Genomic DNA, 20,552 nt, shown 5'->3' on the forward strand with positions numbered 1-20,552 from the left:
ATTATTTATGCCCCTTTCTCGATAGACGGCCGAACGCCCACTTGATCACATAACCGGAGCCGACAAAGAAAATAATCAAAGCGATGATAATCTGGATCAGTTCAACAGGAACTCCGGCATCCGACTGCATCGTCAAGCCGCCGGTTTGAAGTCCGGCGAACAGCGCTCCGGAAAGTACGACACCAACCGGTGTATTCAGACCAAGCAGTGCTACGGCGATACCATTAAACCCAATACCTGTAAACGCAGAATTAATGGTCATATATTGATACGTGCCAAGGCCTTCCATAGCACCGCCCAGTCCAGCGAAAATGCCTGATATAGTTAGCGACAGCATAATGTTTCGACTAACATTCATTCCCGCGTATTTCGAAGCATCCGGACTGAAGCCGACGGCACGCAGCTCATACCCCTTTGTTGTTTTCCACAAAATGAACCACATCGCAAACACAGCGATGATGGCAACGACAAACCCCCAATGCAGCCGTGATCCTTGAGTCAGATTAGCAAGAAACGTCGAGGCAAGGGAAGCCGCAGCCGGAATCGTCGGTGTGCGTTCACCTTCTGTATATAAGAAATTTTTAATTAAATACGCCGTCGTATATAATGCAATATAATTCATCATAATTGTTGAAATAACTTCATGTACTTTAAATCGTGCTTTAAGAATTCCGGGAATAAAGCCCCACAATGCCCCCGCGGCACCGCCGGCGATGATCGACATTGGAAGCAAAATAACTTTCGGAAGATGGCCGAAGCAAATAGCACAGGCAACTGAAGCAAACCAGCCGACGAGCAGCTGTCCTTCAACGCCAATGTTGAAGAGACCAGTGCGAAAGGCAAAGGCAACGGCAATTCCGGCAAGCACGAGAGGGATCATTGCCCGAATAGTTTCTCCCCCGTAATAAGGCTGGAGGAAAATAGATTCAATGATTGATTGGTAAGCAAGCACGGGATTATAGCCAATGATCAACATGATCACAGCTCCGCAAAGCAGCCCGAGAATAACAGACACGACAGGAATAAGGAGTGTCATCCAATTGACCTTCTTCAATAAGTTGCTCACGCCTCGCTTCCTCCTTTCTTTCTCCCGGCCATTAGCAAGCCGAGCTCATTCTCATCTGTTTCTTTCGGATTAACAATATCAATAATGTGTCCTTCATAAATAACCGCGATTCGATCACTAAGGCGCAGAATTTCGTCTAATTCAAAGGATACAAGCAAAACGGCTTTGCCTTTTTTCTTTTCTTCTATCAGCTTGCCGTGAATGAATTCAATAGCACCGATATCCAAGCCACGGGTAGGCTGAGCCGCAATTAGTAATTGCGGACTCCGGTCTACCTCTCTAGCGACGATCACCTTTTGCTGATTGCCTCCGGACAATGAACGGGCAAGTGTCTTCTCGCTCGGAGTCCGAACATCAAATTCTTGAATTAATTGTTTCGCTTTTTTCGTGATCACTTTATTATGCAAAATACCTGCTTGAGCATATGGTTTCTTATAGTACGTTTGCAGCACCATATTCTCACCAACCGAGAAGTCCAACACAAGTCCGTGCTTCTGTCGATCCTCAGGAATATAACCCAAGCCAGCTTCGATAATTTTTCTCGTTTTTTGATTGGTCACATCGTCATTGTTGATTTTAATGCTGCCGTCTTTAACCTTTCTCAGGCCCGCAATCGCCTCAATCAACTCAGTCTGTCCATTACCGTCCACACCTGCAATGCCAAGAATTTCTCCTCCGTGAACAGTCAGATTCAGATCCTTGATTACATCAACCTTGCGCGAATCAAGTACATTGAGATGTTCAATTTCCAGAACTTTTTCTTTCGGATCATAAGGAGCATTATTCACCTGAATATTGACCTTTCGTCCAACCATCATGCTGGCCAAATCGCTCGGATTGGTGTCAGAAATGGCTACCGTATCAATATTCTTTCCTCGGCGAATAACCGTGCATCGATCACAGGATTCAAATATTTCCTTTAGTTTGTGTGTGATTAAGATGATGGACTTGCCCTCACCCACTAGCCGCTTCATAATTTCGATCAGTTCTTTAATTTCAAGTGGCGTCAACACAGCAGTCGGTTCGTCAAAAATTAGTATGTCCGACCCTCTGTACAGGGTCTTCAAAATTTCAACACGTTGCTGCATGCCGACCGTAATGTCTTCAACTTTCTTATTTGGGTCAACATCCAATCCGTATCTTTCAGAAAGTTCCTTGACGATCTTTACAGCCTTTGCCATATCGAGAGCCCCATGCTTCTTAGGTTCTCTGCCCAGGATAATATTTTCAGCAACAGTAAACTTGTCAATTAGCATAAAGTGCTGATGAACCATGCCTATGCCGAGCCGAGCTGCATCATTGGGATCGTTAATGAACTCCTTTTTCCCATGAACATAAATTTCCCCTTGGTCAGGCTGATATAACCCGAACAGAACATTCATCAGCGTCGACTTGCCGGCTCCGTTTTCTCCAAACAGCGCATGAATTTCTCCTTCTTGTACCTGAAGGGTGATATCGTCATTGGCCACAATACCGGGAAATTCTTTCCTGATATTCCTCATTTCAATTGCATAGGACATGCCTTAAGTCCCCCATCTCTGAATATGTAAAGAAAAACTTGGTGAAGCCAAGTCCCTGACGCCGGCTGAACCTTAGTTTTTCTTATACTAGTCACCGCTAATCTTTTTTCTTTTATACAATCCTCTTTGTATAAAGAAAAACTTGGTGAAGCCAAGTCTTTGATACTGGCTGAACTTCAACAAGCTTCGACCGCTTATGCTAACTTCCGCTCGTCTTTTAAAATTTTTTTACTCACTTATTATATAAAAAAAGCTTGTTCTAAAACAGGCTTTTATATGTCCAAATCATATTTTCCTTAATTATAATTGATGGATGAGGCAGGTACCGCCTCATCCATCAGCAATAGATCAAATAATTACTTCAAGTTTGCAAGGTATTCCTTATATTCCTTGTCTGTTGTCGGAACCGTGAGGGATCCATCAATGATTTTCTTTTTATAATCATTAACAGCACTAAGTGCTTTCTTCGAAACATTATCCGTCGTTGGTGCGATACCGACGCCGTTTTCTTTAAGGCCGAATTCAAGTACTTTACCGCCAGGGAATTTACCTGCCTTTGTTTGTTTCGTTACATTATAAATTGCTTGGTCAACGCGTTTAACCATGGAAGTCAGAGTTACATTTTCCGGCATACCTTGATCATGCTGATCTTTGTCAACACCGATAACCCATACCTTCTTGCCATTCTTCGTGCGGTTCTTCGCTTCCGTAAATACACCGTTACCTGTATTGCCTGCGGATGCATAAATAATGTCAGCGCCTTTTGTATACATCGTTTGAGCGATTGCACGTCCCTTATCAGGTGCATCAAATGCTCCTGCATACTGAGCGTAAATTTCTGCTTTCGGATTTACCGTCTTCACACCGGCTTTGAAGCCGTTTTCGAATTTCTTAAGCAACGCAGAGTTAACGCCGCCGACAAAACCGACTTTATTCGTTTTCGTTGTCAAACCTGCTACGACACCAACCAAGAACGAGCCTTGTTGTTCTTTGAAAGTGATGTTTGCTACATTTTTCAGAGGTTTATTGTTCTTATCAACAGCAACGGCATCAATAATGCCAAGGTGCGCTTTCGGATTTTGCTGTGCAATTTTCTGGATATCACTTTGCATCAAGAAGCCGATACCATAAACGATATTATAGTTCTGATGGATCATTGTGTTCAGGTTCGGTGAATAATCCGATGCCTGTGTTGACTGCAGATATTTAACACCTGATCCTTCTTTAAGACCGTTGTCCTTTGCAAAGCTTTTCAAGCCTTCCCAAGCAGACTGATTGAAAGACTTGTCATCAACGCCGCCTGTGTCCGTAACCATACCTGCTTTGAAAGCCGCCTTCTTCGTTGCGCTGCCTCCGCTTGATTTGCTGTTGCCGCATCCCGCAAGAACGGAAGCCAGAACAACAACAAAGGCTACGAGCACTGCTATTCTCTTTTTAAACACTTAAAAACCCCCCGCTAAATCTTTTGAATTTAACTCACAGACTTTACTATAGCTTATATGTGCCAAAAAGGGAATAAAAAATGGGGAAAAAGCGTAAATTTTGTTGCTTGCTGCAATTATCGTTCGCCTTTACCAGACTTTTAATGATAAAAATTTCATGATTCATGCCATTTCTCCATTAATCCTTGCTTTATTCCAAAACTGAACAGATATCAACAAATAATATTTCACATTCATTTTAATTCTTATACGAAAAAAAATGGACTTTTTGTCGGATTTTCTTACATAGACATTTTTATTTTCAAGCACTTTAACTGCGACCTCTTTTTTAACTTTGTTATAATAGGATTGAAAATTTGGTTATGGGGGTAAAATTATGGATCACCTTTTATTCATTGAAACAGGATTCGGTACTGACGTGCACGGGCAAGATGTCACAACAGCCGCAGTTCGGGCTGTACGCGATGCGATCCATAGAAATTCAATGCCTGGTATCACCCGATTTCTTCCGGAAAACGATTTGAACAACATGAAGGTTACCATTCGACTGGCTGTTCCAAAAGATAAGGAAAGCTTAGATTTCAAAAAAATAAAAGCAGAAATTCCGTATGGAACGGTTCACATCGAGGTCATGGACGGAGGAATGGCGGCTCCGAGCGGCATCTTCTTAAAAGAACAAAACGATAAGAACGATTTAATGTATATTGTTAACGCTTCAGTTGAAGTTGGTTATTGATTATGTTCGAAAGAGGCTTGAAAGCTGCACTTTCAAGCCTCTTTTTGTTAGCGCTCTTTTGAATTTTTGTTGATCAGTTTCAGTCCGAATGTAAGTATGGAGAGAATAAGCACGAGAAAATTAAGATCATAAACCGGCTTGAACGTCGTTTTTTGTTTGTCGATTTCATAGATTCCCAGTGGCTTCACCGACGCATAGCCGCCTCCACCGATAATGCGAACGCCGGAAAAAGATACCACCTGCTTGTCGCCTCGATCGGTCGGATCGCCATAAACAATGGACGCACCCTTCGATTTTGAGATGAACCAAACCAATTTTCCCATAAAGGAAACTTTTTCCGTATTTTCCTATACATTGTGAATCTCTGTCCTTGATTCAGCCGTTTCCCTCTTTCCTCACTTGATTTTCCATTATGAATCAGTTTATTAAAAAGCATGATTATCCGTTTAACACCACACAGTAGACCAATACCCGAAATTTGCAATGATTAATGAACGTTGTTTTTATTATAGGAGACAACTTAAGAAAACTCGGCTTCGCCAATCCTCCAGCGAGGGCGGAGTTGCCGTCGTAATCCATGGACGGCCTAGTATCCTGCTTGCCACAGGATTGATGACTTTCACTTTGCATACAGGACATACTTTCACAGGACGTGATGGCTTTCGCTCCAAATGCAGTTTTGAATCATCAACCTTGAACAGACATTTCTATTTCATAAATCACTTTGGTCCTTTATTAAGTAACGTAAAATAAGCGGAATTTTTCCGGTTATATGGATCATAGCGCTTGTTTCACGGGTAAATAAGGGTAACTTTTCCGCTTATTCAAAGAAAATGCCTCCATTTTCACGTCTTTTCGATTCGATAGGGGGAATTTCTCCGTCTATTTAAGTGATTTTTTCATTCATTTTAGAATTAAGCGGAATTTTTCCGGTTATTTTCGCAGATTGGGCGCTTACCTGATCGTCCAACTGAATCTTATGACCTTGTTGTCGTATCGTATCAACAGGCCAAAATGCTAAACTTTCTCATCTTCTGAAAACTCGGCTATTCATTGCCGAGTTGAGTCAGTATTCGCTTTGATAAAAAATCATCCAAAAAAGCTGCACGAGTGTGAGAAACGACTGACTCCGGTGTCACTGGCTCGCACAAAAAGCCATGGCTTGGGACAAGCCTCGGTACCTCTCTTTGCGTCTTCGGACAAGAAAGTAAGTCTACAATAGTTCCAGAAGGTCGGGATCTCAATCCCTATTTAGTTCACCCTTGTTCTTGATACCGCTTGGTGAGCTTGCTGCGATGCGCCATTACAATGTCTTCCAAATTCAGATGATACAAATCAGCAAGAATGGCCACATTAGAGAGCACATCACCAAGTTCTTCCGAAAGATTCTGCCTGATTTCTTCTTTCGTCATTGAACGCTCATTCGGATGGTCGCGCCCAATCTCATAAGCACGGACGGCTTGAGATACTTCACCTATTTCTTCAATAAGAAAACCCACGCGTATGTATGGGGGCAGGTCCTTCCAACCCCGCCCTTCATAGAACTTTTTCTCCCAATCCTGCACTTCTTTCAGATTCATGTATTATTCCTCCATTTACTCCTTTTATGAATGATCTCGTACTTTTTATAAATAAATTATAGCACGTATGTTCGTTGAATGATCATTTAGATAGAACAGTCTATTCCTGCAGGACATCGTGTACCAAGCAGGATCAACAGTGAAAAATCGGGCATCATCTACAGAAATAACAGGACAAAACTAGGGTGCAACTGATCGTTGCAGTCAAGCATCTATATATATCTTTGATCAGCATCCGAGACTAGACTACAAACTACCTACTATGGAAAGGAGCATCATTATGGATTTAGGAAACAGGATTAAGGAAACACGTGAACGATTAAACATGTCACAAGATGAGTTGGCAGAAAAATTGGATATTTCTCGACAAGTCATTTCAAAATGGGAAACAGGGAAAAGTTATCCCGACATTGAGAAAATTTTAAAACTCTCGGACATCTTTAATCTATCACTAGATAGTTGATCAAAGGCGATAAAACGTTTCAGGAAAATTTGATTAAAGAAGGGAGAAACAGTATGTCAGGATTAACCATTTTGGGTTATGTGCTTGTTGCGTTGGGCGTCATTGTGAGCATTTGGGGATCTGCTCAATTTCCTCTTAATTTGATGAATCGTAATTTCATGTCTTTCTTAGTCGGAGGATTGGTTTAATCACTGTTGGATTAGCAATTATTCATGGCTTCCCGACTTGGCTTTTATTAGGTGCATTATACGTGACAGGGATTGTGACCATTGTCTATATGGTCGGTATGTATATGGAACCCTTTGTGCTGCTGTCAGGAATCGTTGTCATTTTAGGTCTTGGATGGTGGCTGACACCCCTGATTATTAAAAGATAGCATAGGAGATACTATATGACGGAGCAGTTGCACAAGGCTTAAAAGTGGAATCCGCGTTAGGAAGTGTTTGGGATATTTTGTTCGACAGCCTGTTCATCTTTTCTCCTCTGATCCTTTTTAATTTTTTCAGAGTGCTGCCTGTGTGGTTTACAATGATTGTTCTCGTCAACTTTCATATGTTTCTTACAACATCAAGATTTCTAACCTGTATAAAATTGGAAAGCATTCGACGGATATTTGTCTTTGACAAGGCAGGCAGGATTTCAGCGGTTATTTTCTATCTCATTCCGGCCGGTGCCAGTGCGGCTTTTAGTATCCCTAGTTTCTAGAGCCAATTTATTTTAAATGCATTGCTTTACTCTTCTGTTATTTTAGCGTGCATCTAATGTTTGGAAGATTTTTTTCTTGTTCTGCAACCAGGGAACAAGATAGCTATCTTTAAACTCAGCACGTACGCCTTATACTTTTGCTTGATGAAAAAGCTTATCTATTCCAATGATTTCCGGTTCCGATAAGGCAACTGTTTCCAACAAGTGTCTTTACACCTGTAAACTTAGTCATTATAATGGGGACAGATTTGAATAATAAAAGATGAACAAGCTCTGTTTTACAACTATAAGAGCCGCACTCATTAATTAGGAGGATATTATGTCACTCACGAATCACCCCTCGGAAAAGAAGTTGCTCGGCGTCGCCGGTCTCGCCTGGTTATTTGATGCGATGGACGTCGGTATGCTGTCATTTATCATTGCAGCTTTGGCAGCGGATTGGAAATTAGATTCGGTTCAAATGGGCTGGATCGGCAGTATCAGTTCAATCGGTATGGCAGTCGGCGCACTTATTTTCGGATTAATGGCTGACCGGATCGGAAGAAAGAATGTTCTAATCTTAACCTTGCTTTTGTTCTCAGTCGGTGCCGGCCTCTCGGCACTGGCTACAGGAATCACCATTTTTCTTGTTCTTCGTTTCTTCATCGGCATGGGCCTTGGCGGCGAGTTGCCTGTCGCTTCAACCCTTGTTTCCGAAAGTGTTGCTAAGGAAAAACGCGGCCGCATTGTCGTCTTGCTTGAGAGCTTTTGGGCTGGCGGCTGGATTATCGCTGCACTGATTGCATACTTCATTATTCCGCATTTCGGCTGGCGTATCGCGTTATTGATCGGAGCTCTTCCGGCATTCTACGCCATTTATCTTCGCTGGAATATTCACGATTCAGCAAACTATGTAGCGAAAAATCTGCATGAAAAACCTTCTGTACTGCATAACATCGTTGAGGTCTGGTCGAAAAAATATGTCCGCCAAACCGTAATGCTTTGGATTCTTTGGTTTTGCGTTGTTTTCTCATATTACGGCATGTTTCTCTGGCTTCCTGGCGTAGTCGCACTAAAAGGATTCAGCATGGTCAAAAGCTTCGGCTACGTACTGATCATGACACTCGCCCAGCTTCCGGGCTATTTCACTGCTGCATGGCTGATTGAAAAATGGGGCCGCAAGTGGGTGCTGATCGTGTATTTGCTAGGCACTGCGGTATTCGCTTACTTCTTTGGCTACGCGACGACATTGCCTGTCATTCTGACTTCCGGCATCCTGCTTTCGTTCTTTAACCTCGGTGCATGGGGCGCGCTGTATGCCTATTCTCCTGAACAATATCCGACCGTCATCCGAGGTACCGGAACAGGTATGGCGGCAGCCTTTGGACGAATCGGCGGCATTTTCGGACCACTTCTGGTCGGCTATCTGCTTGTGCAAAAGGTATCCATTGGCGGTATCTTCACGATCTTCTGCATCTCCATTATTGTTGCCATTTTGGCCGTGCTCTTCCTCGGTAAAGAGACGAAGAACAAAGAATTAGCTTAATCATTTTTCATCATTAAAAAGAGGTTTCCCGCGTGTGCTGGGAAGCCTCTTTTTTTGACAAGTAAAGAAAGTAATATGATTGTGAATGAACCGTGCAGGTGTGAGACGCCTGCGGAGCGTCTCTGTTGATCGCGAGCCATAGGAGTCTCCGCGACACAAGTATGTTCGAGGAGATCGCCCGCGGCAAACGAGCAACCCGAGCGTAGTCAAAATTCAGCATGGTTCAAGAATCGAGCGCCTTTTGCCTGGTTTTTCTTATCGAGGGGGATCAGTCAATTGATTATTCTCGACTGACCTGATAAATCTTTTCCAGCCATTTCTTTCTTTTCTGCTCACTGCTCGTTCGCACACCGAAAAAGACAAATCGGCGCACCGGACGAATTCCACAAAAATGGAGAATCGGGCCTTTAATCGCTTGCCATTCTAAATGATGACGAACCAATCGTTCATAAAACCCAGGAGAATCAAGTGTATAGAACACCGTTGCCGATTTTCCCTTCAACAATCCGGTCGGAATGTTCTTTTTGTATGTGTAAGCAAAGCCTGACGCAAACACGCGATCAATAAACCCTTTCAGTATGGCCGGCATACCAAACCACCAGATTGGATAGATAAAAATCAGGTGATCAGCTTCTTTGATCAAACGGCGATACGTTGCTAATTCCGGATCATCCTTCATTTCCGATCGCTTTTTATCCTGATTATGTACGAGCACCGGATCAAAGCCTTCATTGTACAGATCAATAACATCATAAGATTGCCCTTTGTCCTTCAGCCCGCGAACAACCTGCTCATAAATCGCGTGATTAAAGCTTTTCGGATCCGGATGAGCATAGATAACAAGAACGGACATTAGCTAACTGCCTCCTTTTATCACAGCATACTCGAAAAAACCGTGATCGCATACGGACTTAAGTATAGAGTAGAACTAAGCCTCAGGAAGTATGAAAAAATATGAGAACCGCTCTCATTTTCCCCTAAAAAGATCAAACACATTGGTTTAATCTTGTTAGCTAATGAAATTCCTCACTATTAGTTTTTTACCCCATAAAGGCTGCGCCAATGATGAGCGCACCGGCAATCACAAAAGCAGGATGAATTCGGAACCGCTGCATGAGCACGAAGCTTGCCGCAGCGATCAGAACCATCGGCAGCCAGCCTGACGACTGAAAAGAGGTTGCGAAGAAATTGTAGGCCATCATACCGAGCATGACCACGATAATCGGACGAATCAATAGGGTCAGCCACTTTACCTTTGGAGAATCCTTGAATCGCTCAAGCAGCTTAAGAAGCGCAATAAGCAGAATCAATGACGGAGCAACGGTTGCGAACATGGCAACAAGCGCACCGACTATTCCGGCAACATCATAGCCTATATAGCCGGCCATTTTTGTAGCAATCGGGCCGGGCAGCGCGTTTCCAAAGGCTAGGATATTACTGAACTCAGTTACCGTCATCCAATGGTAATGACCGACAACTTCGTTTTCAACAAGCGGAATGGAAGCCGGTCCGCCGCCGTAACCCAGAATTCCCGGAATAAAGAATGCAAGAAACATCTTCCATAAAATCATTTGCGTTCACCCGCTTTTTTTGAAGGCTTAAGCAGGACAAGCAGCAGTGTCAATGCGATCAAGATTGCCGGATGAACATGCAGGACTTCCATCAAAACGAAGCTCAGCCCGACCAATATTAAGCTGATAATCCATCCCAGACCTTTTTTGGCATTTTTCATAAAGCTCCAAGTAAGCTGTGCCATGAGTACTCCGACCACGGGCAATACTGCTTGTGTCATGCCACGTACCCATCGCTGGTCTTGAAATCTCGCAAGTACACCCAGTAATGCAATCATTAGGATCACCGTAGGCAGAACCACTGCCGCAAGCGCGACGAGCAGCCCCGAAAGTCCCTTAACGCGCCAACCGACATATCCGGCGAGCTTCGTGTTTATCGGCCCGGGAAGTGCATTTGCCAAAGCAACCATATCGCCGAATTCCTCTAAGCTCATCCAATGATATCTTTTAACTACCTCTGCTTCAATGAGTGGGATACCCGATGGTCCGCCTCCGAAACTGACAATTCCGGAGCGGAAAAATGCTACAAATAAATCCCAATGAATTGCTAAAGAGGATTTCTGAATCGATCTGTTTTCGCCTTCCTGGTTCATTAAAAAAAACTCCTAACTTCATTCATTATGTATCCTCTACTTTGCCCCATTACCATGCTGCAACCATTCCATCTGCTCGTGATTCTGTGCCTCCGGCTAATATCCCGGTATTTGGATCGCGCCAAATGATTTGCCCGCGGCCGAAGGAACCTGTGTCCAGTGCTACGCTAATATCATGTCCGCGACGTGCCAATGCCTGTGCCAGAGCATTTGGAAATTCCGGTTCGACAAGCACAGTCTTATTTTCAATCCACTGCCATCTGGGCGCATCAAGCGCAGCTTGCGGATGCAGATGCTCATCGATCAATCGGCTGATCACCTGCAGATGGCCTTGCGGCTGCATATACCCGCCCATCACGCCAAACGGACCGACAGGCGTTCCATTCTGAGTCAGGAAACCTGGAATAATGGTGTGGTATGTTTTCTTTCCGGGAGCGAGACTGTTCGCATCTTTAGGATTCAGAGAGAATGTATACCCGCGATTCTGCAGCGAAATTCCTGTACCCGGAATGACAATGCCTGAACCAAATCCCATAAAGTTGCTTTGAATAAAAGAAACCATGTTTCCTTCTTCATCCGCTGCCGCAAGATACACGGTTCCGCCTTTAGGCAATTTGCCCGGTTCAGGGGTCATTGCCATCTGTCCAATTTGTTTTGCTCGCAGTGCGCTGTATGGTTCAGAAAGCAGCTGCATTGCTTCATCACTCATTTCGCGCGGATCTGTGATATACGCTTTGCCGTCGGAAAAGGCAAGCTTGAGCGCTTCAATTTGTTTATGATATTTACTAATTAAGTCCTCATTTTTTAAATCAAACTGTTTTAAAATATTCAGGCCAAGCAATGCGACCAATCCCTGACCGTTAGGAGGAAGTTCCCATATATCATACCCATGATAGTTAACCGAAATCGGCTCTACCCACTGCGGCCGGTATCGTGCAAGATCGCTTTTGCGGATAAACCCTTCATGTGCGCGTGAAAAGCTGTCGATTTGATCTGCCAGATCTCCTTTATAAAAGTCTTCCGCATTAGAATCGGCAATCGCCCTTAAGCTTCGCGCATGATCCGCGGATCGCCAGACATCGCCTGCTTCCGGCACTTGTCCGTCAGGAGCAAAGGTGTCAAACCACGGCGCAAACATCGTATTTTGGAATGTCTTCTTATATTTATCAAAGGCAATCCGCCAATTTTTTGCAACAATTGGAGAAATAGGGAACCCCTGTTCTGCGTAGTCAATCGCAGGCTGCAATGTTTCTTTCAAAGAAAGGCGTCCAAAACGTCTGGAACACTCCGCCCAAGCGGCAGGAGCTCCTGGGACCATGACCGGCTCCAGGCCATGTGCCGGTATCGCATCAAACCCACGAGCATGAATCGCTTCAATCGAAATACTGTCCGGAGCAGTTCCGCTGGCATTCAATCCGTGAAGCTTTCCCTTTGTCCAAATAATCGCAAAGGCATCGCTGCCGATTCCGTTTGATGTTGGCTCAACAACAGTCAGGCAGGCGGCAGTGGCAATAGCTGCATCAATTGCGTTCCCGCCTTTTTTCAGAATATCGAGTCCTGCCTGTGCAGCCAAAGGCTGCGCAGTCGCCACCATCCCTCGTTTTGCAAATACTGAATTTCGTGGCTGAGAAAATGGTGAGAAGTGGTAATCAAACATCAATGCTACGCCTCCTTATCCGAATGATATTCTTTTTATTTTACTCCAGCTTTGTTAATTCTGTATATGCGGCGCTTGTAGATTCTCTTATTTTATCAATCATTTAACTTATCTTCTGTTTATTTTGCATAAAAAAACGACCCCAATCAGGAGCCGTTTTCGTATTTTCTTCAGTTTTGTGAGTTTAGTGAGCTTTTGTCAATTGATGACCCTTTGCTTGAATCGCTTTGTAATTTTGTGTTCGATTTGCTTTGATCCTTTGACTTTTCACTCTCTTGTTTCGGCGTTTCCGTGCTTCCTTCATCTTTCACTTTCTCAGATGCGGAAGGATTGGTGGTCGTCATTTGTGCACCGACTGACACAGCCTTCACATCGGAAGCGCTTTTGTTCATATAGTTTTCCGGGCTGACCGGAATTCCATTCTTACGAATTTCGAAATGCAGGTGAACGCCCATTGCTTTGTTCAATGCTTCCGTTCCTGCAGTACCGATTTTCTCACCCTGTGCAACTTCCTGACCAACAGCAACATCTACTGATCCAAGACTTTGGTACATCGTTTCAACACCGTCTTTGTGCTTCAATGTGACTTTGTAGCCAAGTGTGTCATCCTTCGCTGCCTCCGTGACTTTTCCGCCCATCGCCGCAGTTACTGTAAACGATTTTTCATTATTCGCGCCAATGTTGATGCCTGTATTTTGGACATACGAATTGTTATAGTTTACGAGAGCGGCTTGCTGTTCTTGTTCGGTTCCTTTAACGTCATAGAAAGGCTGGACAACTGTTGTATCGTCGGCCTTCGCTGGCCATTCAAAAACTTCATCACCGGCATTCTGTGCATGAGGCGTCGGTTGATCTTGATTAAATACTGTGCGGTTCTCATCTTCGCTCGCCTTATTGGCACCATTCATTTGAAAAAGCAGCACCCCGGTAAGGATAAGCGACGCGGCGCATAAATATAAAGCGGGATAGAACCAGCGCCGTTTTGCTAGTTTTCGCAGACCGGACAGCTCTTTTTCCTGCGACTTCTTCTGATCCTTGTTATCTGTCAAATTGTATCACCTCAGCAACATTCTGATCAGAATGCGGCCGATCTATACATGTAAAATACGATTTTATGTCCATTTCATTGAAAAATTATGAAATTAACAAAAAAATGCATCAATAAATTGCTATTTTCTAAGAATAACCCTGTTGAAAATCTATACTAGGTGAACTTCTGGTCAAGCAAATCTTTTTGTTATGTGCTCTAAAGGCAGGAAGTGACGGACAAAGCATTTGTGAGCTTTATATTTATTGGAAAAGAAAAAGGCACTTGATTTCAAGCGCCTGAAAAATTAAGTTACTTTTTTGCGATCTGTTGCTGCGCTTTCGATTTTACCGTCATCTTGCTGATCTGTGTGCCTTGGTAGAAATAGGTAAGAATTTGTTTGGCTGTCTTTCCTTCTCGAGCCATTCCTTCGGCTCCATATTGACTCATGCCGACGTCATGCCCGCTGCCAATGGTGACCGCTTTAATTTGATCGCCATTTTGGGTTAGTTGAAAATCAGTGGAGCTTAGGTTTAGGCTTTCCCGAACCTGTCTCCCGGTAAACGTTTTGCCTGCTATTTCAATGCGTGCAACATGGTCGGTATCTGTCTTGCTGATGACCTTTCCTAGAGGGCCTTGATTGCTGCCTAGGGTGATGCCAAGCGCCTGCTCAACGGATCGGGTGGTCAGTATTTTTTCATTTCTGTACTTTGGCGACAGTTTATCCCATGGGCTGGCAACTGATCGAAGGTAGGGAACATCATTTTTCCAATAATGATCAGCATTTTCTGTTTGTCCGTTGCTCGTGGAGAAGAACACCGGGGAGATCAGCTTTCCATTATATGTGATCACTTGATTCTGTGTCTGTTCAACTGCTTTTTTTACTTTTTTCAGTTTCCATTCGTAGTCCTTGCCCCAAATTTGCTTCAATTCCTGACTGCTATGGTACACTTGATTTTGTACCGTATCTGTAACGTGAACATCCGGATTGTCAATAATCCGTGCCATAATATACGTTCGCGCTGCGATCGCTTGAGCTTTTAGGGCTTCAATACGAAATTTGGCCGGCATTTCCGATCCGACAACACCAATCAAGTAGTCATTCAAAGCTACTTGATCCGTCTGTTTTGTATTGGATCGGTCAACGGAGACCTGAATCACATTTTGCTGCGCCGCGATTTTGGTACGTTTGGTGCTTTGATGCTGTAGTTCGCCCACAGCCTTCTGTGTGAACGGAATAACAACTGCTGCGGGGATGATGATAATAACAAGTGCAAAGATAAGGAGGAGCACGGCGGCTTTCTTCATTGGACAATTGCCTCCAAGAGAATGAGATAATAAAGTTTATGTTTCTCATCTTTTAAATAGAACAGGCTGTTTTTTTGCATAGATTTGGCCAATGGGCATATAATTTTTTTAAAGACTTTTGTATCACTTTATTTATCAGAAGATTTAAAATGATACATTTAATTACAAATTAAAATAACTCGGTCAACGGACCGAGTTATAGGTAAAGTCTTATTATTAAATTAGGCGAACTTAGGATTGATGCTCAAAGCACCGCGCAGATCATCAGCAGCGGCAACAGGTTGTTCCTCCTCGTTGCTGCTCACGCGTTCAATATCAGCACCGAGCGCCCGCAATTTGCCTGCAAGATCTACATAACCGCGATCAATATGATGCAGACGGTTGATTTTCGTATACCCCTTAGCCACGAGTCCGGCAATAACAAGTGCAGCCCCCGCTCGAAGATCTGTAGCAGCCACTTCTGCGCCTTGCAAGTCACATGGTCCGCTGATAATTGCTGAACGTCCGTCAATTTTGATCATCGCGTTCATTCTGCGAAATTCTTCAACATGCATGAAACGATTTTCAAATACTGTCTCCGTAATGACAGAGGTACCCTTGGCTTTAAGCAATAGTGCCATCATTTGTGCCTGAAGATCTGTTGGGAAGCCGGGATGCGGCATTGTCTTAACATCGACCGCTTGCATGTGATCGGTTCCGATGACACGAACTCCGTCTGCTTCTTCTTCAATGATGACACCCATATCACGCATTTTGGCAATTAAGGGGCGAAGATCTTCAATATCCGCATCTTCAATCAGCACATTACCTCCCGTAATGGCTGCAGCAATCATATAGGTTCCTGCTTCAATCCGATCGGGAAGGATGGAGTGTTCCGCACCGTGCAACTTTTCAACACCTTCAATTGTGATTCTGCCGGTTCCGGCACCACTGATCTTTGCACCCATCGCATTGAGATATTGCGCCAAGTTTACGATCTCCGGTTCACAAGCCGCATTTTCAAGTACGGTCTCGCCTTCAGCAAGCGAAGCAGCCATGATTATATTTTCCGTTGCGCCAACGCTCGGAAAATCTAAATAAATGACTGTCCCCTTCAATTTTCCATCGACACTTGCTTCAATGGATCCATTGCCGATCGTGACTTTTGCACCCATTGCTTCGAAACCCTTAAGATGCTGATCGATAGGACGGGATCCAATCGCACAGCCGCCGGGAAGCGCAATCTTCGCATGCCCGACACGAGCCAAGAGCGGGCCCATGACTAAAAAGGACGCACGCATTTTCCTAACGTATTCAAATGGCGCCTCCGTAAACAAATCGGCCACCGCATTAACCATGATGGTTTTATTTTCATAATTCACCGATGTATTTAAATAACGCAAGACTTCGTTAATCGTGTATACATCTGCCAATTCCGGTACATTATATATTTTGCTCGTACCTTCAGAGGCAAGCATTGATGCGGCAATAACAGGAAGAACAGCGTTCTTTGCACCTTCAATCTTCACAGAGCCCGAAAGCCGTTTCCCTCCATGAACGATAATTTTTTCCAAACTTTTCCCCTCCGCGTCCATTTATCTCTTCGCTCGATCCGGAACATTCTTCCGTGCCGCGTTTTTTGCTAAGTTAAACCACAACGGAGGCATACGAGGCTTCACACCCGTTAGTATTCCACCGTAATGATCGGTGAGCCAAGGACAATAATGGTCCGGTCCCCATCATTTCTCAAGGCTGCCTGAATATTCATCTTTTTGTTCGCTGTATAAATGGCATTGTTCCATGTCTTAGTATATGCGGAAATTGATACAAAGGTTTTTTCTTGGAGTCGTTCAACAGGAGTCGCCGAAAAAAGCTTCAGATATCGCATTCCTTCGTCAATTAAGGCAAGTTTCATTTTAGCACTGTGATAAGCTTTTACACAAGTGTATATGTGCTCTTCTCCGTTGAAAATTCTTTTCATTTCCGCACGAATATACTTTTTGTTTTGGGACCATTGAATCTGCTTAAAGGATTCGCCGTTTACACGATATAGTGTGACGGTCTGGAAATGTTTCCCACGCGGATAAGCCATATAATTTATGCTCATTTGCACGTTCCCAGAGTGTATCTTTTTTGTACCCTCCCAGCCGATTGCACCTTCATTTGGCTCCAAGGATCGCCACTCATAGTCGCTGAACTTCTTTTTGACCTGATTCGCTGTCCTATCAAAATTCTTACGCGTAACACCCGATGATTGGATCTCACGTGCATACACCGACCAGCTCGATACATGTGCCTGGTTATCTTTAAGCGTATGGGCAAAAAGTCCGATTTGATTAAGTTCATCAAATTGATCAGTCACATGCTCTGCAGAAGCTTGGTTTTGATTTAGTCCTGTAAACAATTGGAATGCTGCAAAAAAAATGCAAATAAGATATAAACTCCGTTTCATTTCCGTCCGCCCCTCTCTTGTTTTCAGTATTGCCTAAACCAAGAGGGAGAAATACGTGGAACTTTTCGTCAAAAACAGACCTCATTTGCGCTATTGAAGATCATTCGTAAATCTGTGGCAGCATCAGAGACCAAACCACATAATCGAGAAAAAACTTCGCTACCGGATAGCTGATAGCTATAGCCAGAATGACATAAAAAGCTCTCGCTTGTATGCTCTTTGGATGACGAAACGCAGCTTCTAATTTTACGCTTTGCAGCGCCCACCAAGTAAGCGCTAAAAAGGAAATATGAACGAAAATGTTGATCATTGCCTGAAAACCCGAATTAATGATCAATAAATGCCACCGCCTGTTTGTTTTCTGATCGCGTTTACGAACGGTCGAGCCGTTCCATAGTTTTTATGTACCGCTCTTTTATCTTAAGCCCTTTTTGCCTAACAAGAAATAATTCGTAGAGCATTAAGAAGTAATGTATCCATCTCCTTGTTTGTAATAAAACAGTAATGTATTTTTAATGTAACTATAACAATTAGTTGCCTGTGATCATTTTATCGCGGATTATGAAAAATAACCACTTTTTTTCATAATTTTTTTCCGTGAATAATAACATAAGCAGAACATCCTGCCTTTTACTTATTTACGCATTTAAAAAGTATACTGAAATAATCTGAACATTTTTTGAACATGACGATTTTTAGAAATAAAAAAAACCGGGCAAAAAACGTCCGGTCCTAACATACGAAAGTTCTTACATCTCGCCTCATTCTGATCTTCATTAAGTAACGAGTAAAATAAGCGGAACTTTTCCGGTTATATGCATCATGGCACTTGTTTCGCCGGTAATAAGGGTAATTTTTCCGCCTATTTATCAGAATTGGGCGCTTACCTGATCGCCCATCCGATAAATGCGGATTGGGCATCAGCGACGTATAACCTTATCGTCGTACCAGCGGGGCAAAATCTTATATTTTCTTATCTTGTGAAAAAAGACCGTTCCTATTTGGAACGGTCGATAAATAGTTTACTTACTATTACGCTTCTGGAACTGCATCAGCTATAGCCGCTGTGTTTAATCGAAGTTCTGAACGCTTCAGCTTCAGCATTGCCTCTGCATAGCCTTCAGAAGTTTCATGAAGCGTGCTCAGCTGCTTTTCAGCCTCCGCTTTCGCTCTCTTAGCGCGTTCAACATCAATATCGGCTTTCTTCTCAGCAGCCTCCGATAAAATCGTAATGCTTGTTCGGCCCACTTGAATGAAACCGCCATGAACAGCCACATAGTCAACAATTTTTTCGTCTTCATGTTTCAATCGGACAAGTGCAATGTCTAGTGGAGCAACAATCGGCAAGTGATGCGGCAGAATGCCCAATTCTCCGCTCTTGGAGCGTACACATACCATATGGACGTCTCCCTCATATACTTTGCCTGCAGGTGTGACAATATCCGTATGCACCGTACTCATCAGCCAGCCCCCTTCATTAGGTCTAAGCGGTTCATGCGCCGCTCATTAAACCAGTTGCTTTGCTCTCTCCAGTACATCGTCAATCGTTCCTGTGTTACGGAATGCTTCTTCAGGAACATCGTCATACTTACCGTCAAGAATACCCTTGAATCCTTTAATCGTTTCTTCAACAGAAACATAGGATCCCGGAACGCCTGTAAATTGTTCGGCAACGTGGAAATTCTGGCCTAAGAAGAACTGGATACGGCGAGCACGGCTAACCGTCAGTTTATCTTCATCAGAAAGTTCATCCATACCAAGGATGGCAATGATATCCTGTAATTCACGATATTTTTGAAGCGTCATCTGAACTCTTTCTGCAACTTCGTAGTGTTCTTCACCAATAATATCAGGAGAGAGAGCACGTGAAGTCGAAGCAAGCGGATCAACAGCAGGGTAAATACCGATCTGAGTCAATGAACGCTCAAGGTTAGTCGTCGCGTCCAAGTGAGAGAATGTTGTCGCCGGAGCCGGGTCAGTATAATCGTCGGCAGGCACATAAACAGCCTGGATCGATGTAACAGATCCCTTTTTCGTAGACGTGATTCGCTCCTGTAGACGACCCATTTCTGTTGCCAGTGTCGGCTGATAACCAACGGCTGACGGCAGACGGCCGAGCAACGCGGACACTTCAGAGCCCGCTTGTGTAAAGCGGAAAATATTATCAATAAAGAGCAGAACGTCCTGTCCGTCCACATCACGGAAATATTCAGCCATTGTCAGTCCGGAAAGTGCCACGCGCATACGCGCACCCGGCGGCTCGTTCATCTGGCCGAACACCATGGCGGTCTTCTTGATAACTCCTGAGTCCGTCATTTCATAGTAAAGGTCGTTGCCTTCACGTGTTCGTTCGCCTACACCCGCAAACACAGACACACCACCATGTTCCTCAGCGATGTTGTGGATCAGTTCCTGAATCAGGACGGTCTTACCTACGCCGGCGCCGCCGAACAGGCCGATCTTTCCACCCTTAATATAAGGAGTCAGAAGATCAATAACCTTGATACCTGTTTCAAGAACCTCCGTTTTCGTTGATAGCTCCGCGAATTTCGGTGGATCTCTGTGGATCGCGTGTTTTTCAACTTCAGGAGCAACCGGTTTGCCATCAATAGCTTCTCCAAGTACGTTGAATACACGTCCAAGTGTTGCTTCACCAACAGGCACCGAAATTGGTGCACCGGTATCTTCTACTTCCAAGCCCCGGACAAGTCCGTCGGTTGAGTCCATAGCGATCGTGCGCACGGAGTCGTCGCCGAGGTGTAGCGCGACCTCAAGAGTCAGATGAATGTCCGCTTCATTGGAGGACTGAGCTTTATAATTTACGGTCAGAGCGTTGTATATTTCAGGAAGATGGCCGCGTTCAAACTTAACATCAACAACGGCGCCCATGACCTGAGTTACATACCCTTTGTTCATGAAACTACCTCC

At 44.0% G+C, this 20,552-nt stretch carries 22 protein-coding genes; 6 read left to right on the forward strand and 16 right to left on the reverse strand.

What is annotated here, in order from left to right; genetic code table 11:
• Nucleotide 1 precedes the first annotated feature (1 nt).
• From AC6F33_RS15795 to AC6F33_RS15805, 3 genes are all read right to left on the reverse strand, one after another.
• Nucleotides 2-1,066, reverse strand: a complete 1,065-nt coding sequence (locus AC6F33_RS15795; RefSeq protein WP_480948849.1) for an ABC transporter permease — start codon at nt 1,064-1,066, stop codon at nt 2-4.
• On the reverse strand, nt 1,063-2,586 hold the full coding sequence (locus AC6F33_RS15800) for an ABC transporter ATP-binding protein (RefSeq protein WP_480948850.1): 1,524 nt from the start codon (nt 2,584-2,586) through the stop codon (nt 1,063-1,065). Before AC6F33_RS15800 ends, AC6F33_RS15795 begins: the two co-directional genes overlap by 4 nt.
• A 356-nt stretch (nt 2,587-2,942) precedes the next feature.
• Nucleotides 2,943-4,028, reverse strand: a complete 1,086-nt coding sequence (locus AC6F33_RS15805) for a BMP family lipoprotein (protein ID WP_255748813.1) — start codon at nt 4,026-4,028, stop codon at nt 2,943-2,945.
• A 376-nt stretch (nt 4,029-4,404) separates the two neighbouring features.
• Here AC6F33_RS15805 and AC6F33_RS15810 point away from each other — a divergent pair, with 376 nt between their 5' ends.
• Nucleotides 4,405-4,764 (forward strand): Lin0512 family protein, encoded by a 360-nt coding sequence (locus tag AC6F33_RS15810; RefSeq protein ID WP_255748812.1) that lies wholly within the window; start codon nt 4,405-4,407, stop codon nt 4,762-4,764.
• Nucleotides 4,765-4,811: 47 nt separating this feature from the next.
• Here AC6F33_RS15810 and AC6F33_RS15815 read toward each other — a convergent pair whose 3' ends face one another.
• Together AC6F33_RS15815 and AC6F33_RS15820 are read right to left on the reverse strand one after the other, a co-directional pair.
• A complete protein-coding gene (locus AC6F33_RS15815) occupies nt 4,812-5,087 on the reverse strand; it encodes a hypothetical protein (RefSeq protein ID WP_255748811.1) in 276 nt (91 codons plus the stop codon).
• 933 nt (nt 5,088-6,020) lie between these two features.
• Nucleotides 6,021-6,344 carry a MazG nucleotide pyrophosphohydrolase domain-containing protein gene (locus AC6F33_RS15820; RefSeq protein WP_500777421.1) on the reverse strand — a complete coding sequence of 108 codons (324 nt, stop codon included), beginning with the start codon at nt 6,342-6,344 and terminating at the stop codon, nt 6,021-6,023.
• Between the two features lie 280 nt (nt 6,345-6,624).
• On the opposite strand from AC6F33_RS15820, the gene AC6F33_RS15825 reads away from it, so the two are divergent.
• The 5 genes from AC6F33_RS15825 (at nt 6,625) to AC6F33_RS15845 (ending at nt 9,037) form a co-directional block, all read left to right on the forward strand.
• Nucleotides 6,625-6,807 carry a helix-turn-helix transcriptional regulator gene (locus tag AC6F33_RS15825; RefSeq protein ID WP_255748809.1) on the forward strand — a complete coding sequence of 61 codons (183 nt, stop codon included), beginning with the start codon at nt 6,625-6,627 and terminating at the stop codon, nt 6,805-6,807.
• Nucleotides 6,808-6,860: 53 nt separating this feature from the next.
• The gene (locus AC6F33_RS15830; protein WP_255748808.1) at nt 6,861-6,995 is read left to right on the forward strand and encodes a hypothetical protein; all 135 of its coding nucleotides are present in this window, start codon (nt 6,861-6,863) and stop codon (nt 6,993-6,995) included.
• A gap of 62 nt (nt 6,996-7,057) precedes the next feature.
• Nucleotides 7,058-7,183: a hypothetical protein gene (locus AC6F33_RS15835; protein ID WP_255748807.1), complete on the forward strand. Its 126-nt coding sequence runs from the start codon at nt 7,058-7,060 to the stop codon at nt 7,181-7,183.
• An 8-nt stretch (nt 7,184-7,191) separates the two neighbouring features.
• Entirely contained in the window at nt 7,192-7,512 is a 321-nt protein-coding gene (locus AC6F33_RS15840; protein WP_370646106.1) for a CDP-alcohol phosphatidyltransferase family protein, read from the forward strand.
• A gap of 319 nt (nt 7,513-7,831) precedes the next feature.
• Nucleotides 7,832-9,037, forward strand: coding sequence for an MFS transporter (locus tag AC6F33_RS15845; RefSeq protein ID WP_255748806.1), 1,206 nt, complete (start codon nt 7,832-7,834; stop codon nt 9,035-9,037).
• 280 nt (nt 9,038-9,317) lie between these two features.
• On the opposite strand, the gene AC6F33_RS15850 is transcribed toward AC6F33_RS15845, so the two are convergent.
• From AC6F33_RS15850 to atpD, 11 genes are all read right to left on the reverse strand, one after another.
• A complete protein-coding gene (locus AC6F33_RS15850; protein ID WP_255748805.1) occupies nt 9,318-9,890 on the reverse strand; it encodes an NAD(P)H-dependent oxidoreductase in 573 nt (190 codons plus the stop codon).
• Nucleotides 9,891-10,077: 187 nt separating this feature from the next.
• Nucleotides 10,078-10,608: a chromate transporter gene (locus tag AC6F33_RS15855; protein ID WP_255748804.1), complete on the reverse strand. Its 531-nt coding sequence runs from the start codon at nt 10,606-10,608 to the stop codon at nt 10,078-10,080.
• Complete coding sequence (locus AC6F33_RS15860) at nt 10,605-11,201, reverse strand: chromate transporter (RefSeq protein WP_255748803.1); 597 nt, start codon at nt 11,199-11,201, stop codon at nt 10,605-10,607. Before AC6F33_RS15860 ends, AC6F33_RS15855 begins: the two co-directional genes overlap by 4 nt.
• Nucleotides 11,202-11,250: 49 nt before the next feature.
• A complete protein-coding gene (locus AC6F33_RS15865; protein WP_255748802.1) occupies nt 11,251-12,858 on the reverse strand; it encodes a gamma-glutamyltransferase family protein in 1,608 nt (535 codons plus the stop codon).
• A gap of 170 nt (nt 12,859-13,028) precedes the next feature.
• On the reverse strand, nt 13,029-13,907 hold the full coding sequence (locus AC6F33_RS15870) for a M23 family metallopeptidase (RefSeq protein ID WP_255748801.1): 879 nt from the start codon (nt 13,905-13,907) through the stop codon (nt 13,029-13,031).
• A gap of 290 nt (nt 13,908-14,197) precedes the next feature.
• Complete coding sequence (spoIID, locus tag AC6F33_RS15875) at nt 14,198-15,193, reverse strand: stage II sporulation protein D (RefSeq protein WP_255748800.1); 996 nt, start codon at nt 15,191-15,193, stop codon at nt 14,198-14,200.
• Nucleotides 15,194-15,414: 221 nt separating this feature from the next.
• Complete coding sequence (gene murA, locus AC6F33_RS15880; RefSeq protein WP_255748799.1) at nt 15,415-16,746, reverse strand: UDP-N-acetylglucosamine 1-carboxyvinyltransferase; 1,332 nt, start codon at nt 16,744-16,746, stop codon at nt 15,415-15,417.
• A gap of 110 nt (nt 16,747-16,856) precedes the next feature.
• Nucleotides 16,857-17,624, reverse strand: coding sequence for a YwmB family TATA-box binding protein (locus tag AC6F33_RS15885; RefSeq protein ID WP_255748798.1), 768 nt, complete (start codon nt 17,622-17,624; stop codon nt 16,857-16,859).
• 100 nt (nt 17,625-17,724) lie between these two features.
• Entirely contained in the window at nt 17,725-17,961 is a 237-nt protein-coding gene (locus AC6F33_RS15890; RefSeq protein WP_255748797.1) for a DUF1146 family protein, read from the reverse strand.
• Nucleotides 17,962-18,656: 695 nt separating this feature from the next.
• Nucleotides 18,657-19,085 carry a F0F1 ATP synthase subunit epsilon gene (locus AC6F33_RS15895; protein WP_500777422.1) on the reverse strand — a complete coding sequence of 143 codons (429 nt, stop codon included), beginning with the start codon at nt 19,083-19,085 and terminating at the stop codon, nt 18,657-18,659.
• Nucleotides 19,086-19,130: 45 nt separating this feature from the next.
• Complete coding sequence (gene atpD, locus AC6F33_RS15900; protein WP_255748795.1) at nt 19,131-20,540, reverse strand: F0F1 ATP synthase subunit beta; 1,410 nt, start codon at nt 20,538-20,540, stop codon at nt 19,131-19,133.
• Nucleotides 20,541-20,552: the final 12 nt, after the last annotated feature.

Source organism: Sporolactobacillus sp. BBK16-2 (assembly GCF_059878335.1).

What these genes read in the sequence shown, in the direction of transcription:
- AC6F33_RS15885 (WP_255748798.1), bottom strand. Translation starts at nt 17,624, where the DNA reads ATGAAACGGAGTTTATATCTTATTTGCATTTTTTTTGCAGCATTCCAA.
- AC6F33_RS15830 (WP_255748808.1), top strand. Translation starts at nt 6,861, where the DNA reads ATGTCAGGATTAACCATTTTGGGTTATGTGCTTGTTGCGTTGGGCGTC.
- AC6F33_RS15860 (WP_255748803.1), bottom strand. Translation starts at nt 11,201, where the DNA reads ATGAACCAGGAAGGCGAAAACAGATCGATTCAGAAATCCTCTTTAGCA.
- AC6F33_RS15845 (WP_255748806.1), top strand. Translation starts at nt 7,832, where the DNA reads ATGTCACTCACGAATCACCCCTCGGAAAAGAAGTTGCTCGGCGTCGCC.
- atpD (WP_255748795.1), bottom strand. Translation starts at nt 20,540, where the DNA reads ATGAACAAAGGGTATGTAACTCAGGTCATGGGCGCCGTTGTTGATGTT.
- spoIID (WP_255748800.1), bottom strand. Translation starts at nt 15,193, where the DNA reads ATGAAGAAAGCCGCCGTGCTCCTCCTTATCTTTGCACTTGTTATTATC.
- AC6F33_RS15810 (WP_255748812.1), top strand. Translation starts at nt 4,405, where the DNA reads ATGGATCACCTTTTATTCATTGAAACAGGATTCGGTACTGACGTGCAC.
- AC6F33_RS15895 (WP_500777422.1), bottom strand. Translation starts at nt 19,085, where the DNA reads ATGAGTACGGTGCATACGGATATTGTCACACCTGCAGGCAAAGTATAT.
- AC6F33_RS15855 (WP_255748804.1), bottom strand. Translation starts at nt 10,608, where the DNA reads ATGATTTTATGGAAGATGTTTCTTGCATTCTTTATTCCGGGAATTCTG.
- AC6F33_RS15825 (WP_255748809.1), top strand. Translation starts at nt 6,625, where the DNA reads ATGGATTTAGGAAACAGGATTAAGGAAACACGTGAACGATTAAACATG.
- AC6F33_RS15820 (WP_500777421.1), bottom strand. Translation starts at nt 6,344, where the DNA reads ATGAATCTGAAAGAAGTGCAGGATTGGGAGAAAAAGTTCTATGAAGGG.
- AC6F33_RS15800 (WP_480948850.1), bottom strand. Translation starts at nt 2,586, where the DNA reads ATGTCCTATGCAATTGAAATGAGGAATATCAGGAAAGAATTTCCCGGT.
- AC6F33_RS15850 (WP_255748805.1), bottom strand. Translation starts at nt 9,890, where the DNA reads ATGTCCGTTCTTGTTATCTATGCTCATCCGGATCCGAAAAGCTTTAAT.
- AC6F33_RS15865 (WP_255748802.1), bottom strand. Translation starts at nt 12,858, where the DNA reads ATGTTTGATTACCACTTCTCACCATTTTCTCAGCCACGAAATTCAGTA.
- AC6F33_RS15815 (WP_255748811.1), bottom strand. Translation starts at nt 5,087, where the DNA reads ATGGGAAAATTGGTTTGGTTCATCTCAAAATCGAAGGGTGCGTCCATT.